Annotated in this window: 17 protein-coding genes; 7 read left to right on the top strand and 10 right to left on the bottom strand. The window is 59.7% G+C overall.

The genetic code is table 11. From position 1 onward, the window contains the following. Positions 1–6 precede the first annotated feature (6 nt). Genes trpD through I5S59_RS12570 form a run of 3 tightly spaced genes read left to right on the top strand, consistent with a single transcriptional unit; the run spans position 7 to position 2,647 of the window. The gene (gene trpD, locus I5S59_RS12560; RefSeq protein ID WP_197876910.1) at positions 7–1,056 is read left to right on the top strand and encodes an anthranilate phosphoribosyltransferase; all 1,050 of its coding nucleotides are present in this window, start codon (positions 7–9) and stop codon (positions 1,054–1,056) included. Next, positions 1,053–1,889: an indole-3-glycerol phosphate synthase TrpC gene (gene trpC / locus I5S59_RS12565; protein WP_197876911.1), complete on the top strand. Its 837-nt coding sequence runs from the start codon at positions 1,053–1,055 to the stop codon at positions 1,887–1,889. The genes trpD and trpC overlap by 4 nt, the downstream gene beginning before the upstream one ends. A gap of 53 nt (positions 1,890–1,942) precedes the next feature. Next, entirely contained in the window at positions 1,943–2,647 is a 705-nt protein-coding gene (locus I5S59_RS12570) for a lipoate--protein ligase family protein (RefSeq protein WP_197876912.1), read from the top strand. Here I5S59_RS12570 and crp read toward each other — a convergent pair. Then, positions 2,644–3,288, bottom strand: coding sequence for a cAMP-activated global transcriptional regulator CRP (gene crp / locus I5S59_RS12575; RefSeq protein WP_197876913.1), 645 nt, complete (start codon positions 3,286–3,288; stop codon positions 2,644–2,646). The two genes, I5S59_RS12570 and crp, sit on opposite strands and share 4 nt — an antisense overlap. A gap of 190 nt (positions 3,289–3,478) precedes the next feature. Here crp and I5S59_RS12580 point away from each other — a divergent pair, with 190 nt between their 5' ends. Then, positions 3,479–3,901 (top strand): OsmC family protein, encoded by a 423-nt coding sequence (locus I5S59_RS12580; protein ID WP_197876914.1) that lies wholly within the window; start codon positions 3,479–3,481, stop codon positions 3,899–3,901. Positions 3,902–3,961: 60 nt separating this feature from the next. Here I5S59_RS12580 and I5S59_RS12585 read toward each other — a convergent pair whose 3' ends face one another. The 6 genes from I5S59_RS12585 to hemJ form a co-directional block, all read right to left on the bottom strand. Beyond that, positions 3,962–5,002, bottom strand: coding sequence for a DUF2157 domain-containing protein (locus tag I5S59_RS12585; RefSeq protein WP_197876915.1), 1,041 nt, complete (start codon positions 5,000–5,002; stop codon positions 3,962–3,964). 8 nt (positions 5,003–5,010) lie between these two features. After that, entirely contained in the window at positions 5,011–5,658 is a 648-nt protein-coding gene (gene coq7, locus I5S59_RS12590; RefSeq protein WP_197876916.1) for a 2-polyprenyl-3-methyl-6-methoxy-1,4-benzoquinone monooxygenase, read from the bottom strand. A 65-nt stretch (positions 5,659–5,723) separates the two neighbouring features. Next, positions 5,724–6,062 carry a histidine triad nucleotide-binding protein gene (locus I5S59_RS12595; RefSeq protein ID WP_038606110.1) on the bottom strand — a complete coding sequence of 113 codons (339 nt, stop codon included), beginning with the start codon at positions 6,060–6,062 and terminating at the stop codon, positions 5,724–5,726. 71 nt (positions 6,063–6,133) lie between these two features. Continuing rightward, a complete protein-coding gene (locus tag I5S59_RS12600; protein WP_197876917.1) occupies positions 6,134–6,907 on the bottom strand; it encodes an SDR family NAD(P)-dependent oxidoreductase in 774 nt (257 codons plus the stop codon). Between the two features lie 41 nt (positions 6,908–6,948). Continuing rightward, the gene (locus tag I5S59_RS12605) at positions 6,949–7,905 is read right to left on the bottom strand and encodes an NAD(P)H-dependent flavin oxidoreductase (protein WP_197876918.1); all 957 of its coding nucleotides are present in this window, start codon (positions 7,903–7,905) and stop codon (positions 6,949–6,951) included. 33 nt (positions 7,906–7,938) lie between these two features. Next, the gene (gene hemJ / locus I5S59_RS12610) at positions 7,939–8,364 is read right to left on the bottom strand and encodes a protoporphyrinogen oxidase HemJ (protein ID WP_197876919.1); all 426 of its coding nucleotides are present in this window, start codon (positions 8,362–8,364) and stop codon (positions 7,939–7,941) included. A gap of 142 nt (positions 8,365–8,506) precedes the next feature. Here hemJ and argC point away from each other — a divergent pair, with 142 nt between their 5' ends. Together argC and erpA are read left to right on the top strand one after the other, a co-directional pair. Next, the gene (argC, locus tag I5S59_RS12615; RefSeq protein ID WP_197876920.1) at positions 8,507–9,541 is read left to right on the top strand and encodes an N-acetyl-gamma-glutamyl-phosphate reductase; all 1,035 of its coding nucleotides are present in this window, start codon (positions 8,507–8,509) and stop codon (positions 9,539–9,541) included. 157 nt (positions 9,542–9,698) lie between these two features. Then, complete coding sequence (gene erpA, locus I5S59_RS12620) at positions 9,699–10,049, top strand: iron-sulfur cluster insertion protein ErpA (RefSeq protein ID WP_010221479.1); 351 nt, start codon at positions 9,699–9,701, stop codon at positions 10,047–10,049. Positions 10,050–10,109: 60 nt separating this feature from the next. Here the strand turns inward: erpA and I5S59_RS12625 are convergent, their stop codons facing one another. Further along, positions 10,110–11,201, bottom strand: a complete 1,092-nt coding sequence (locus I5S59_RS12625; protein ID WP_197876921.1) for an anhydro-N-acetylmuramic acid kinase — start codon at positions 11,199–11,201, stop codon at positions 10,110–10,112. Between the two features lie 3 nt (positions 11,202–11,204). Then, positions 11,205–12,626 carry a peptidoglycan DD-metalloendopeptidase family protein gene (locus I5S59_RS12630; RefSeq protein ID WP_197876922.1) on the bottom strand — a complete coding sequence of 474 codons (1,422 nt, stop codon included), beginning with the start codon at positions 12,624–12,626 and terminating at the stop codon, positions 11,205–11,207. A gap of 210 nt (positions 12,627–12,836) precedes the next feature. Between I5S59_RS12630 and tyrS the strand changes: the two genes are divergently transcribed. Beyond that, the gene (tyrS, locus tag I5S59_RS12635) at positions 12,837–14,036 is read left to right on the top strand and encodes a tyrosine--tRNA ligase (protein WP_197876923.1); all 1,200 of its coding nucleotides are present in this window, start codon (positions 12,837–12,839) and stop codon (positions 14,034–14,036) included. A gap of 73 nt (positions 14,037–14,109) precedes the next feature. Here the strand turns inward: tyrS and I5S59_RS26445 are convergent. Then, positions 14,110–14,351: hypothetical protein (locus I5S59_RS26445; RefSeq protein ID WP_232239710.1), on the bottom strand; the 242-nt coding region annotated here is incomplete at its 5' end.

A 14,351-nucleotide genomic window follows, 5' to 3' on the forward strand; every position in this document is an offset into this window, starting at 1 on the left:
TTGATCATGGATATCAAGAGCGCGCTCAGCCGCATCGTCGGCCACCTGGACTTGAGCACCGAAGAAATGCGCGATGTGATGCGCGAAATCATGACCGGCCAATGCAGCGAGGCGCAGATCGGCGCTTTCATGATGGGCATGCGCATGAAGAGCGAAAGCATCGATGAAATCGTCGGTGCGGTGTCGGTGATGCGCGAGTTGGCCGACAAGGTTGAACTCAACACCCTCGACAACGTGGTCGATGTGGTGGGCACCGGTGGTGACGGGGCCAACATTTTCAACGTTTCCACCGCCTCGGCGTTTGTTGTTGCCGCTGCAGGCTGCACCGTTGCCAAACATGGCAACCGTGCAGTTTCGGGTAAAAGCGGTAGTGCCGACCTGCTCGAAGCTGCCGGCATCTACCTGAACCTGACACCCGTGCAGGTTGCCCGGTGCATCGACAGCGTCGGTATCGGCTTCATGTTTGCCCAGACTCACCACAAAGCGATGAAGCATGCCGCCGGCCCGCGTCGTGATCTGGGTTTGCGCACTTTGTTCAACATGCTCGGCCCGCTTACGAATCCGGCCGGTGTCAAACACCAGGTGGTCGGTGTATTCACTCAAGCCTTGTGCCGGCCGTTGGCCGAAGTGCTGCAGCGACTGGGTAGCAAGCATGTGCTGGTGGTGCATTCCAAGGACGGTCTGGACGAGTTCAGCCTGGCCGCGGCGACGTTCGTTGCCGAACTCAAGAATGACCAGATCACGGAATACTGGGTCGAGCCCGAAGACCTTGGCATGAAGAGCCAGAGCCTGCATGGTCTGGTGGTCGAGAGTCCGGAAAAATCCCTGGAATTGATTCGCGATGCCTTGGGGCGTCGCAAGACCGAGAATGGCCAGAAGGCTGCGGAAATGATCGTGCTCAATGCCGGTGCCGCGCTGTATGCCGCCGACCACGCGATGACGCTCAAGCAAGGTGTCGAGCTTGCCCACGACGCACTGCACACCGGCCTTGCCCGGGAAAAACTCGAAGAGCTGGGCGCTTTCACCGCCGTATTCAAGCTGGAGAATGAAGGATGAGTGTACCGACGGTTCTGGAAAACATTCTCGCGCGCAAGGTTCAGGAAGTCGCCGAGCGCAGTGCCCGGGTCAGTATCGCCGAGCTGGAGCGACTGGCTGCCGCGGCTGATGCACCGCGCGGATTTGCCAAGGCGCTGATCGAGCAAGCCAAGCGCAAGCAGCCCGCAGTAATCGCCGAGGTCAAGAAGGCGTCGCCGAGCAAGGGTGTGATCCGCGAAAACTTCGTGCCGGCCGAAATCGCCGTTAGCTACGAAAAAGGTGGTGCGACCTGTCTGTCAGTGCTCACCGACGTCGACTATTTCCAGGGTGCCGATGTTTACCTGCAGCAAGCGCGCGCGGCGTGCAAGCTGCCGGTGATCCGCAAGGACTTCATGATCGATCCGTATCAGATCGTCGAAGCCCGTGCCCTGGGCGCCGACTGTGTGTTGTTGATCGTCGCCGCGCTGGATGATGTGAAGATGGCCGAGTTGGCCGCTACGGCGAAAAGCGTCGGCCTTGATGTGTTGGTCGAAGTCCATGACGGCGATGAGCTGGAACGTGCGCTGACAATCCTCGACACCCCGCTGGTCGGCGTCAACAACCGCAACCTGCATACGTTCGAGGTCAGCCTGGAGACCACGCTTGATCTGTTGCCGCGCATCCCTCGGGATCGTCTGGCCATCACCGAAAGTGGCATCCTCAACCGTGCCGATGTCGAGCTGATGGAAATCAACGAGGTTTACTCGTTCCTGGTCGGTGAAGCGTTCATGCGCGCGGAGCACCCCGGACTTGAACTGCAGCGCCTGTTCTTCCCGGAGCGTGCTGTGCAGAATCTGGTGCCTGGACTGGACTGATCTGACTCTGAAGCCGGCGATGCCGGCTTTTTTGTACCCATAGGGTTATTGCGATGACTGATCAATTAATGGAAGTGACTGTCGAGGCTGGCCTGCAAGCCGAACAGGATTTGTTGGCGTCCGTGTGCAAGGGCGAAAAGAATCACGGCGTGTTGTTCTGGCGTCCGACCGATCATGCCTTGGTCATGCCTCGGCGCATGAGCCGTCTGGAGGGATTCGAAGCTGCGTGCGCCGAATTGGCCATCGCTGGCTGGCCGGTGCTGCTGCGCGAAACCGGTGGCGAACCCGTGCCGCAGTCGCCAGCAGTCATCAACATCGCACTGGTCTATGTCGCGCCTCGCAGCGAAGGCGACCACGGTCGTATCGAAAATGCCTATGAGCGCCTTTGCCTGCCGTTGTGCGATGTGTTGCGCGAGTGGGGCGGGCTGGCCTCGGTGGGCGAAATTGAAGGCGCGTTTTGCGATGGCCGCTACAACGTCAACCTGAACGGCCGCAAGCTGGTTGGCACGGCCCAGCGCTGGCGCCAGGGGCTGGCCGGCAAACGCCCGGTAGTGCTGGTGCATGGCGCGTTGTTGCTGGATAACGAACGTGAGTCGATGGTCGCGGCGGTCAATCGCTTCAATGAGTGTTGCGAGATCGAGCAGCGCTGCCAGGCCGACAGTCATATCGCCCTGCATGAAGTGGTGCCCGAGGCGCCGCTGCTTGAACGCCTTGGCCAGGCCTATGCCGATGTCATAAACGGTATCGCCCGCGATTAGCGGGTGCCGAATACCACCATGGTTTTACCTTTGACGTGAACCAGGCTGCGTTCTTCAAGATCCTTGAGCACGCGGCCGACCATTTCCCGTGAGCATCCCACGATCCGGCCAATCTCCTGGCGCGTAATCTTGATCTGCATGCCATCGGGATGCGTCATGGCGTCGGGTTGTTTACACAGCTCCAGCAGGCATCGGGCCACGCGGCCGGTGACATCGAAAAACGCCAGATCGCCGACTTTGCGCGTGGTGTTGCGCAAGCGCTGGGCCATCTGGCTGCCAAGGGCATAAAGAATGTCCGGGTCCAGGCGTGCCAGCTCACGGAACTTCTCATAGCTGATTTCTGCTACTTCGCATTCGCTCTTTGCCCGTACCCAGGCACTGCGCTGCTGTTCTTGCCCGACAGGTTCGAACAACCCCAGTTCGCCGAAAAAATCGCCGTTGTTGAGATAGGCAATGATCATTTCATGGCCATTGTCGTCCTCGATCAGGATCGTAACCGAGCCTTTGACGATGAACGACAACGTCTCGGCCTTGTCGCCGGCACAGATAATATTGCTCTTGGCCGCATAGCGACGACGCTGGCAATGTGCGAGCAGCTTGTCGATGTTCTTGATCTTGGCTGAAAGGGCTGATGCAACCATGGCTGAGTTCCGGTAAAAGGCGGCGCTTTAACACTTTTATAGGTAGTCTGGCGTGAAGCGCCAGCGATTTGGCGTCAGCTTATCAGACACTTGTACATATATCGGCAGATTTACTCGCACGCTTGAGCTTTTCCGCAGGGCCTTCTGGGTCTAAGCTGGCAGCCTTTTTCAAAGCAAGGGAGTCCGGAAGATGAAGGCGCGTATCCAGTGGGCAGGTGAAGCCATGTTTCTGGGCGAATCGGGCAGTGGCCATGTCGTGGTCATGGACGGTCCTCCCGAGGCCGGTGGGCGTAACCTGGGTGTGCGGCCCATGGAAATGCTGCTGTTGGGCCTGGGTGGCTGCAGCAACTTCGATGTGGTCAGCATCCTGAAAAAATCCCGCCAGGCAGTGGAAAGCTGTGAAGCCTTCCTTGAAGCTGAGCGCGCCAGCGAGGACCCCAAGGTGTTCACCAAGATTCACCTGAACTTCGTGGTCAAGGGCCGTGGGCTCAAGGATTCGCAGGTCAAGCGTGCTGTAGAGCTGTCGGCAGAGAAGTACTGCTCGGCGTCGATCATGCTCGGTCGGGCGGGCGTTGAAATCACCCACAGCTATGAGATCGTCGAACTCGGTTGAATAAAAAGGGGCCTTCAAGGCCCCTTTTTCATACTGTTGATGCCAGGTAAAGGCGGCCCCTCAGCGGCGAAGCCCAGGCAGTAACTGCAACAGGCGATCAGGCATCTGCGCCCGAAAGCGTGCGCTCAGTGCTTCACGATGTTTCTGGTACACCACTCCCAGGCCGATTACGCCCAGGCCTATCACGGTCAGCACCAGCGGAAACAGCAACGAATCGGCAAATACTTCGTACGACAGGTAACCCAGGTACGCTGCCACGCCCAAGGCACCGAAGACCATGAACAGTGGCCTGCGCAACAGCACCGCCAGCCCCATCAGGCCCAGGTTGATCAGGCAGTAGAGGGCTTTGTTCAGCTCGCTGTCGCTCTCCATCAGGCTCAGCCCTAGCCAAAAGGCCAGCAGCCCGGCGAGGTATCCCCAAAAGGCATAATCCTGTTCGGTGCGACCATCAACCAGCAGAAACACCACAAGCATCGCCAGGCCGAACCACAGCGAAACGGTGAGGCGCTGGTCCCAGTTGAAGGTATCGCCGTAGAACCACTCACTCAGGTCCATGGACATGAACCACAGCGCCCCGGCGATCGGCATCACGATAAAAGGAAAGGGGATCAGGCGCAGCATCAGCAAGCCGGCAACCACGGTGGCGGCTTCCATCAGCAGCCAGCCCCCCTGCACGTACGAATAGTAGTTGTGATACTTGCTTTGACTGTCGTCCACCGGCCAGAAGCCGGTAAGCCGCTCCACGGCGAATACCGCCAGCGGCACGATGCTGACGGCAACGGCGCCGAACATTCCTGCAGGGATGAGTTGGCCACGGCGTTGCATCAGCAGGCCGGCGAGAGTAAGGCCGACGATATACATCAAGGCAATCAACAGCAGTGCGCTGTCACCAATGCGCATCCAGGCTTCGCTGAGCAACCAGCCCATAGCCCCCATGATCAGCAAGGCGCCGAAGTAAAAGGCAACGTGGGCCAGCTGGAAGCTGGCCCGGGTCGTCGGCTGGCGCTTGAGAAACTCAAGCAGGGCCTGATCCTGGCCCGGGTTCAGAACGCCGGCGCTGACAGCGCGGGCCAGGTCCTTGGCATCGAAGCGTTCTGTCATGGCGTGTCCTAGATTCGGTAGGTGCTCTTGGTCATGACCTTGGCCATCAGGCTCATGCCAAAGCGCACGGGGGCAGGGAAGCGGAAGCCGCCAGCCTCCAGGGCTGAGTCGGCATGTTGCTCTTCATCGACGCGCATCTGTTCGAGAATGGCTCGCGATTTTTCGTCTTCAGCCGGGATTTGTTCCAGGTGCTCATCCAGGTGTTTGCATACCTGATGCTCGGTGGCGGCAACGAAGCCGAGGCTGACCTTGTCACTGACCATACCGGCCAGTGCGCCGATGCCGAATGACATTCCGTAGAACAAGGGGTTGAGCACGCTTGGGTGACTGCCCAGCTGACGAATGCGTTGTTCGCACCAGGCCAGGTGGTCGATTTCTTCCTCGGCTGCGTGCTCCATCGCCTTGCGTACCTGCGGCAGCTTGGCCGTCAGTGCCTGGCCCTGATACAGCGCCTGGGCGCAGACTTCACCGGTATGGTTGATACGCATCAGCCCGGCTACGTGGCGGGACTGCGAGTCGTCCAGGGTAACATCCGGCTGAATGATCGCCGGCGACGGCCGGGAAGGCTGGCCGCTGAAGGGGAGCAAGGTGCGCATCGCTGTATCGGCTTGCAGCAACAAGCGGTCGAGCGGCGAGTAGTGACGTTCGGTAGCCATCGGGCACCTCCGCAAGAATGTGCCCGACAGTTTACCGCAATCAGAATGATCGGGCTTGCCCTGGATCAGCCCGGCGGCCAGTGCATCTGACGCTGACCCAGTACGTGCATGTGAATATGGTAGACCGTCTGGCCGCCCAGTTCATTGCAGTTCATCACCACGCGGAAACCGTCTTCACAGCCCAGTTCCTTGGCCAGGCGCTGGGCGGTGAACAGGATATGTCCGGCCAGGCCCTTGTCGTCTTCGGTCAGGTCATTGAGCGTGCGGATCGGTTTTTTCGGAATGACCAGAAAATGCACCGGTGCCTGTGGGGCGATATCGTGGAAGGCCAGTACCTGGTCGTCCTCGTAGATGATCTTGGCCGGGATTTCCCGGTTGATGATCTTGGTGAACAGAGTTTCCACTGCGGTTGCTCCATGAGAGGGATCGGGCCTGAGTGTACTCAGGCTGGATGGCTGCGCCCAGTCCCCAGCGTTTAGCGCGGGCAATAGGCCTGATTGATCGCGCCCGCCAGCTTGCGCGCCATCCAGCGTGAAAGCAGTCTCGGGCTGAAGGCCAGCCAGCGGTTGCGCCGTCCGGGGATGATCAGCGCCCGGTTCTTGTCCAGAGCGCGGACGGTATACAGGGCGACTTCTTCCGGGCTCAGGCTGCGCTGGCCTTTTTCCAGGCGAGGAATGCGCCGAAGCGGCGATCGGACCGGGCCCGGGCAAAGTACGGAAACTTTTATCCCCGTGCGCTTGAGCTCTTCACGCAGCCCTTCGGAAAAGTGCAGCACATAGGCCTTGCTGGCGGCGTAGCTGGCCATCCACGGGCCGGGTGCGAAGGCGGCAAGCGAGGCAACATTGAGAATCTGCCCGCCGCCCTGCACGGCCATGGCATTGCCAAGGGCGTGGCACAAGCGTGTCAAGGCGAGGATGTTGACCTCGATAAGGTCTTGCTCGTCCGCCCATTCCTGGGCCAGAAAGGGACCATAGGAGCGAATGCCGGCGCAGTTCACCAGCAGATCGATCTGTCGTTCGCTCTCTTCGAGTTCGAGCAGGAATCCCGACAGCCGTAGCGGCTCACCGAGGTCACAGGCACGAAACAGCACCTCGACGCCAAAGCGCTGGGTCAGTTCGATGGCGATAGGCTCTAGCGCATCACGCTGACGGGCGACCAGGATAAGGTTGCGTCCACGGCGTGCCAGTGCTTCGGCCAGTGCCAGGCCCAAACCGCTGGAGGCACCGGTGATCATGGCGTAACGGGACATGCAACTCTCCAGTCGAGGTAAAGGTATTCAGTTTACAGGAGTCAGGTGGGCCAGCGCTGGCTCAGCTGGTTCGCCGAGGCTTGTGCCTGACGGTACTCGGCCTCCAGGCGGGCGATCAGTTGCCCTGTCGAAGACACGGCATCGATGGCACCAACGCCTTGACCGGCAGACCAGACCGTTTTCCAGGCCTTGGCCTCGTCGTGAATGGGTTTGAGCTTGGTTTCGACATTGCCACGCAGGGCTGCCATGTCGAAACCGGCGTTTTCCAGGCTCTGGCGCATGAAGCTGGCAGGCACACCGGAAACCGCGGCGGTGTGGATGATATCGGCTGCCTTGGCGTCCAGCACCATTTCTTTGTAGCCATCGGGCGCACGGCTCTCGTCGGTGGCGATGAAGCGGGTGCCGAGGTAGGCAAGGTCTGCGCCCAGTAACTGCGCAGCGAGGATCTCGTGGCCTCGATTCAGGCAGCCGGCCAGCAGCAGGGTCTTGTCGAAGAACTGACGGATCTCGGCTATCAGCGCAAACGGGCTCCAGGTACCGGCATGCCCGCCAGCACCGGCGGCAACTGCGATCAGGCCATCCACACCCGCTTGCGCAGCCTTTTCTGCGTGACGGCGGGTTGTCACATCGTGGAATACCAGCCCGCCGTAACTGTGCACGGTGTCGACCAGCTCTTTCACCGCGCCAAGGCTGGTGATCACGATCGGCACTTTATGTTCGACGCAGATTGCCAGGTCAGCCTCAAGGCGCGGGTTGCTCGGGTGAACAATCAGGTTGACCGCGTAGGGTGCCGGATTGGTCAGCTGAGCGAGACCGGCTTCTATCTCTTCCAGCCAGGCCTTGAACCCGGCGCTGTCGCGCTGGTTCAGGGCCGGGAAACTGCCCACCACACCGTTGGCGCAGCACGCCAGGACCAGCTGCGGGTTGGAGATCAGAAACATGGGCGCCGCAACCACCGGCAGACGCAAGCGTTGTTCGAGCAGGGCAGGCAAGGACATGGCAGGTTTCCCGAGGTGCAGTGGTGTTTGAGGTTAGAACGGTTTGACCACCACCAGAATTACAATGGCGAGGAGGATCAGAACCGGTACTTCATTGAACCAGCGATAGAAGACATGGCTGCGGGTATTTTCACCGCGGGCAAAACGCTTGAGCTGGGCGCCGCACATGTGGTGATAGCCGGTCAGCAATACGATCAGGGTGAGCTTGGCGTGCATCCAGCCCTGGCTAAGAAAGCCTGGCGCCAGGCTGAGCAGCCAGATACCGAAGACGAATGTCGCGATCATGGCAGGCCCCATGATGCCGCGATACAACTTGCGCTCCATGGTCACGAAGCGTTCCTGGCTGATGCTGTCCTGACTTTGTGCATGGTAGACAAACAGGCGGGGCAGGTAGAACAGCCCGGCAAACCAGCAGACCACGCTGACGATGTGCAGCGCTTTGATCCAGAGAAAAAGCATGGAGTTGAGTTCCTTCAGGGTTCACGGTCGTCAGATAGTAGAGGCTAGGCGCCTGGCGGGCCATCTCAACAGTTGTGGGCGTGTTTCAGGCCCCCTATTATCGTGGCCTTTCCAGTCGGTTCGTTGATAAGGGGCACGCGTTATGGTCAAGGTCGGTATCGTTGGCGGCACGGGTTATACCGGGGTCGAGCTGCTGCGTCTGTTGGCACAGCATCCACAGGCGCAAGTGGCGGTGATTACCTCGCGCTCCGAAGCCGGTCTGGCGGTGGCTGACATGTACCCGAACCTGCGCGGCCACTATGACGGCCTGGCGTTCAGCGTGCCGGACGTAAAAACCCTGGCAGCCTGTGACGTGGTGTTCTTCGCTACGCCTCATGGCGTTGCCCATGCCCTGGCAGGTGAGTTGCTGGCGGCAGGCACCAAGGTCATCGACCTGTCTGCCGACTTCCGTTTGCAGGATGCCGACGAGTGGGCCAAGTGGTACGGGCAACCTCACGGTGCACCGGAGCTGCTCAAGGATGCCGTTTATGGCCTGCCTGAAGTCAATCGCGAGCAAATTCGCCAGGCGCGCCTGATCGCCGTACCCGGTTGCTACCCAACCGCAACCCAGCTGGGTTTCCTGCCGCTGCTGGAAGCCGGTATTGCTGATGCTTCACGCCTGATCGCCGACTGCAAGTCGGGTGTCAGCGGTGCTGGTCGCGGCGCGTCTGTTGGTTCTCTGTTCTGCGAAGCCGGTGAAAGCATGAAGGCCTATGCCGTTAAAGGGCATCGCCATCTGCCGGAAATTACCCAGGGCCTGCGCCGCGCTGCCGGTGGTAACGTTGGCTTGACCTTCGTGCCGCACCTGACGCCCATGATCCGCGGCATCCATTCGACCTTGTACGCGACGGTTGCCGACACCTCGGTTGACCTGCAGGCGCTGTTCGAGAAGCGTTATGCGGATGAGCCGTTCGTCGACGTGATGCCGGCTGGCAGCCATCCGGAAACCCGCAGTGTGCGCGGTGCCAACGTGTGCCGTATTGCCGTGCATCGGCCGCAGGATGGCGACCTTGTCGTCGTGTTGTCGGTGATCGACAACCTGGTCAAGGGTGCGTCTGGCCAGGCGGTGCAGAACCTCAACATCCTTTTCGGCCTGGATGAGCGCATGGGGCTTTCGCATGCCGGCCTGCTGCCCTAAGTGCAGCGGTAGAAACGGGCCCGCCTTGTGCGGGCCTTTTTGTTTCTGGACGAATCACCGAGACGAAAGCCGCACAATTGTTGACCGATTTTCTCGGAGAAGCGGATAATGCGCGTCATCACGCATTATGGCGGCATAGCGCCGGGAGATAGTCAGCATGAGCGTCGAATCCTTCACCCCTGTGGCATTGCAGTTCACTGAGGGTGCAGCGCACAAGGTGAAGACCCTGGTCGATGAAGAAGGCAATGATCGTCTGAAGTTGCGAGTATTCGTGACCGGTGGCGGTTGCTCGGGTTTTCAATACGGTTTCACGTTTGATGAAGACGTTGCTGAAGACGACACCATTGTCGAGCGCGAAGGCGTGGCTCTCGTGGTCGATCCGATGAGCTTCCAGTATCTGGCAGGAGCCGAAGTGGATTACCAGGAAGGCCTGGAAGGCTCGCGTTTCGTCATCAAGAACCCTAACGCCACCACCACCTGTGGTTGCGGCTCTTCGTTCTCGATCTGATCGCAGGGCAGGTTGCACCACAAAACGCCGCGCTTATGTGCGGCGTTTTGCTATGTGACATCAGGCGGGGTAGATAGCGCCAAGGACGCGCAGGCCACGGGCGCCCGTGACGCTCGGTCGGTTGCCGGGGATCGCTTCCAGGCAGCAATGTGCTAGCCAGGCAAAGGCCATCGCTTCAACCCAGTCAGGGTCAATGCCATGACTGGCGGTGCTGCTGACCCGAGCACCCGGTAGCAGGGCGCCCAGTCGTTGCATCAGCGTACTGTTATGGGCGCCGCCGCCACACACCAGCAACGCCTGGGTGTCCTTCTGGGCGGCGCGCAGAGAACCGACAATACTGTGGGCGGAGAGTTCCAGCAGCGTTGCCTGAACATCGGCATCGGCGATTGCCGGCTGCGTACCCAGGTGGCGTTTTAGCCATGGCAGGTTGAAGACTTCGCGTCCGGTGCTTTTCGGTCCGGTACCGGCGAAGAACGGATCACTGAGCAGGGCGCCAAGCAACGCGGCGTTCACTTGACCGCTGGCAGCCCAGGTGCCATTGCGGTCGTAGGTGTGGCCTTGTTTCTCGTGAATCCAGGCATCGAGCAAGACATTGCCCGGGCCACAGTCGAAACCACTGACAGGTTTGTCCTGCTCGATCAGGCTGAGGTTGCTGAAGCCGCCTACGTTCAGGACGGCAAGGCGCTGTCCTTGATGCTCGAACAATGCTTCATGAAACGCCGGGACCAAGGGGGCACCCTGGCCGCCTGCAGCAACATCGCGGCGACGAAAATCGCCGACGACACAAATGCCACTGAGTTCGGCGAGTAGCGCCGGGTTGCCGATCTGTACGGTAAAACCGCGGGCCGGCTCATGGCGAATGGTCTGGCCATGGCTGCCAATGGCGCGAATGTCTGCCGGGGCAAGTTGCTGTGCAGCCAGCAGTTGCTCGATGCCCTGGGCGGCGAGCACTACCCATTGGTTCTCGGCGAGTGCGGCGCGGGCTATCTCGTCAGGCCCGCTGGCGCACAAGTCCAGCAAGTCCTGGCGCAGGCTGGCGGGCATCGGCGTGTAATGCGTAGCCAGCAGCCGTGTGTGTTGGGTCTGTTCGATCAAGGCGATGTCCAGACCGTCGAGGCTGGTCCCGGACATCACCCCCAGATAAAGAGCCATCGCTTAGCGCTTGTTCGAGGCAAGCAGGGTGGCTTTTTCCTGGTTCATGCGCGCCACCAAGGGTTGGCTTTGCTGCAGGAAGCGCTGGCGCTCGGCCTTGGCGATCGGGTCGGCCATTGGCAGCTTTTGCCCCAGCGGATCGACGTGAACGCCGTTGACCTGGAACTCATAGTGCAGGTGCGGTCCGGTGGACAAACCGGTGGTGCCGATATAGCCGATCACCTGACCCTGCTTGACCGAGCTGCCGGTCTTGACGCCCTTGGCGAAGCCCTGCATGTGGCCGTACAGCGTCTGGTAGCGGTTGCCATGCTGGATGATCACGGTATTGCCGTAGCCGCCACGGCGTCCGGCGAGCAGCACCTTGCCATCACCTGCCGCCTTGATCGGCGTACCGCGTGGTGCGGCGTAGTCGACGCCTTTGTGGGCGCGGATCTTGTTGAGGATCGGGTGCTTGCGACCGGCAGAGAAGCGCGAGCTGATGCGGGCAAAGTCAACCGGGGTACGGATGAACGCCTTGCGCATGCTGTTGCCGTCAGCGGTGTAGTAGTTGGTGTTGCCTTGCTTGTTGGTATAGCGGATAGCGCTGAAGGTCTTGCCGCGGTTGGTGAAGCGGGCAGAGATGATGTTGCCGTTGCCCACCACTTTGCCATCCATGACCTTCTGCTCGTAGATCACGTCGAACTCGTCGCCGTGGCGGATATCCTGGGCGAAGTCGATGTCGTAGCCAAAGATGCGTGCCAGGTCCATCGTCAGGCTGTGCGGCAGGCCGGCGCGCTGACCGGATGCTGACAGCGAGCTCTTGATCACGCCATGGGCATAGGCCGAACGTACCACCGGTTTGCTGATTTCGCGGTTGAACGCGTAACCGTTTGCGCTTTTGGTCAGGCGGATGGTTTCCAGGTCGCTGACCTTGCTGTGCAGGCTGGCCAGCTGGCCATCTTTATCCAGTTCGATCTGCAGTACCTGGCCGCTTTTGAGCTGGCTGAACTGCTTGGCCTGCTTGTTGCTCGCCAGCACCTCGTGCACAGCGGCGGCTGGCAGCCCGACTTTGGCAAACAGGGTCGACAAGGTGTCGCCGCGGCTTACGGTCACTTCGCGGTGGCTCGGATCCTTGGCAGGGGTAGCCGCTGGAGCTGGAACCGGCTCAACCTTGGCGGTCTCCTCGGTCGGTGCTGAGCTGTTGTCGATCTGGGCAAACGGAGAATCGCTGGAGGCATCCGCAGTTTGCGTCAACGGGGCGTCCGGTTCCTGCTTGAGCTGGTCGGCAGGGCTTTCAAGTTCGAGGTTAAGGGTGGTTTTCTTGGCTTCTACCTCGCTGGATGGAAACACCAGCAAGGCCAGACTGAGTAGGGCGGCGATGCCGCTGGCGGCCAACAGATGGCTCTTCGGATAAAGCGGGGGCGCTTTAGGCGGTTCGTTGGTCATAGATGAATTGACTTTGAAATAGATGAATTGGAAAAGATGAATGACATGATGAAGATGAAATAACTGTATAAAATATAACCAAATCCATCCTGGCGCAAGCGCGCAGACGTCATCAGTCGGCTACGGGGTCACATCCGGGGCAAAAACTTGTAATTGATGGCTGATCTTGTATGGTTGGGTCCCTTTGAATCTGAGCCTTGCGGGTCTGTTATGAAGTCGGTTGAAGAGCAGCTAGCGCTGATCAAGCGTGGTGCGGAAGAGGTACTGGTAGAGTCCGAGTTGGTTGAGAAGCTCAAGCGCGGGCAGCCGCTGCGGATCAAGGCGGGCTTCGACCCGACTGCACCCGACCTGCACCTGGGCCACACCGTTCTTATTAACAAGCTGCGCCAGTTCCAGGAGCTGGGGCATCAGGTGATCTTCCTGATCGGCGATTTCACCGGCATGATCGGTGACCCGAGCGGCAAGAGCGCGACGCGACCGCCGCTGACCCGTGAGCAGGTGCTGGACAACGCCGAGACCTATAAACAGCAGGTGTTCAAGATTCTCGATCCGGCCAAGACCGAGGTTGCCTTCAACTCCACCTGGATGGACAAGCTGACGCCGGCTGACTTCATTCGCCTGGCTTCGCAGTACACCGTCGCGCGCATGCTTGAGCGGGATGACTTCGACAAGCGTTACACCACCAACCAGCCGATCGCCATTCACGAGTTTCTCTACCCGCTGGTGCAGGGCTACGACTCGGTGGCGCTGAAGGCTGATGTCGAGCTGGGTGGTACCGATCAGAAGTTCAACTTGCTGATGGGGCGTGAATTGCAGCGCGCCTATGGTCAGGAAGCGCAGAACATCGTAACCATGCCGTTGCTCGAAGGGCTGGATGGCATCAAGAAGATGTCCAAGTCGCTGGGTAACTACGTTGGTATCCAGGAAGCACCAGGGGTGATGTACAGCAAGCTGGTGTCGATCCCTGACACGCTGATGTGGCGTTACTTTGAGCTGTTGAGCTTCCGCTCGATGGAAGAGATCGATGCATTCCGTGCCGACGTGGTTGCTGGCGCAAACCCGCGTGACATCAAGATCAAGCTGGCCGAAGAGATTGTGGCGCGTTTCCATGGTGAAGAAGCGGCCGCCAACGCCCATCGTGCTGCGGGCAACCGCATGAAAGAAGGCGAGCTGCCTGAGGATCTGCCAGAGATCGAAGTGTTGGGTGGTGAAGAGATGCCAATCTCGGCCGTCCTTAATAAGGCGGGCCTGGTGAAGAACTCGGCGGCTGCGCGTGACCTGCTGGCTGCAGGTAGCGTTCGGGTCGATGGTGAAGTGGTTGATCGTGGCTTCGTATTTGCCTTGGGCGCTACGCATGTTTGCCAGGCAGGTAAGAAGGCGTTTGCGCGTATCACCCTTAAAGCCGAATAGGTGATGCCTTCAGGCTATGGGCTGCAAGTTGAGTGCGGTGTGCCGGGTTTGACTTGCAGCTTGCTATATATAGCTAAAACACGCTCTCCGAAACAAAGTTGAAATAAGTCCTTGACGCCCCTGTGGATCTGTCTATAATTCGCCCCACTTCCGGCGCAGTCGGAACGGAAAACTCCTTGAGATTCAACGAGTTAGATGTTCCAGGTAGTACCGGAGGGGCTTCGATCGAAAGATCGGCAGCGGTGAAAAAGGTGGTTGACAGCGGATTGAAACGCTGTAGAATTCGCCGCCCGCTGACGAGAGATCGCAGCGAGT

This window comes from Pseudomonas alkylphenolica (assembly GCF_016009175.1).
Taxonomy (GTDB): Bacteria; Pseudomonadota; Gammaproteobacteria; order Pseudomonadales; family Pseudomonadaceae; genus Aquipseudomonas; species Aquipseudomonas alkylphenolica_B.

Excerpts from the sequence above, each read along its gene's own strand:
- hemJ (WP_197876919.1), bottom strand. The coding sequence starts at position 8,364 with ATGCTTTTTCTCTGGATCAAAGCGCTGCACATCGTCAGCGTGGTCTGC.
- I5S59_RS12625 (WP_197876921.1), bottom strand. The coding sequence starts at position 11,201 with ATGGCTCTTTATCTGGGGGTGATGTCCGGGACCAGCCTCGACGGTCTG.
- crp (WP_197876913.1), bottom strand. The coding sequence starts at position 3,288 with ATGGTTGCATCAGCCCTTTCAGCCAAGATCAAGAACATCGACAAGCTG.
- argC (WP_197876920.1), top strand. The coding sequence starts at position 8,507 with ATGGTCAAGGTCGGTATCGTTGGCGGCACGGGTTATACCGGGGTCGAG.
- tyrS (WP_197876923.1), top strand. The coding sequence starts at position 12,837 with ATGAAGTCGGTTGAAGAGCAGCTAGCGCTGATCAAGCGTGGTGCGGAA.
- I5S59_RS12585 (WP_197876915.1), bottom strand. The coding sequence starts at position 5,002 with ATGACAGAACGCTTCGATGCCAAGGACCTGGCCCGCGCTGTCAGCGCC.
- I5S59_RS12605 (WP_197876918.1), bottom strand. The coding sequence starts at position 7,905 with ATGTCCTTGCCTGCCCTGCTCGAACAACGCTTGCGTCTGCCGGTGGTT.
- coq7 (WP_197876916.1), bottom strand. The coding sequence starts at position 5,658 with ATGGCTACCGAACGTCACTACTCGCCGCTCGACCGCTTGTTGCTGCAA.
- trpC (WP_197876911.1), top strand. The coding sequence starts at position 1,053 with ATGAGTGTACCGACGGTTCTGGAAAACATTCTCGCGCGCAAGGTTCAG.
- I5S59_RS12630 (WP_197876922.1), bottom strand. The coding sequence starts at position 12,626 with ATGACCAACGAACCGCCTAAAGCGCCCCCGCTTTATCCGAAGAGCCAT.
- trpD (WP_197876910.1), top strand. The coding sequence starts at position 7 with ATGGATATCAAGAGCGCGCTCAGCCGCATCGTCGGCCACCTGGACTTG.
- erpA (WP_010221479.1), top strand. The coding sequence starts at position 9,699 with ATGAGCGTCGAATCCTTCACCCCTGTGGCATTGCAGTTCACTGAGGGT.
- I5S59_RS12580 (WP_197876914.1), top strand. The coding sequence starts at position 3,479 with ATGAAGGCGCGTATCCAGTGGGCAGGTGAAGCCATGTTTCTGGGCGAA.
- I5S59_RS12570 (WP_197876912.1), top strand. The coding sequence starts at position 1,943 with ATGACTGATCAATTAATGGAAGTGACTGTCGAGGCTGGCCTGCAAGCC.
- I5S59_RS12600 (WP_197876917.1), bottom strand. The coding sequence starts at position 6,907 with ATGTCCCGTTACGCCATGATCACCGGTGCCTCCAGCGGTTTGGGCCTG.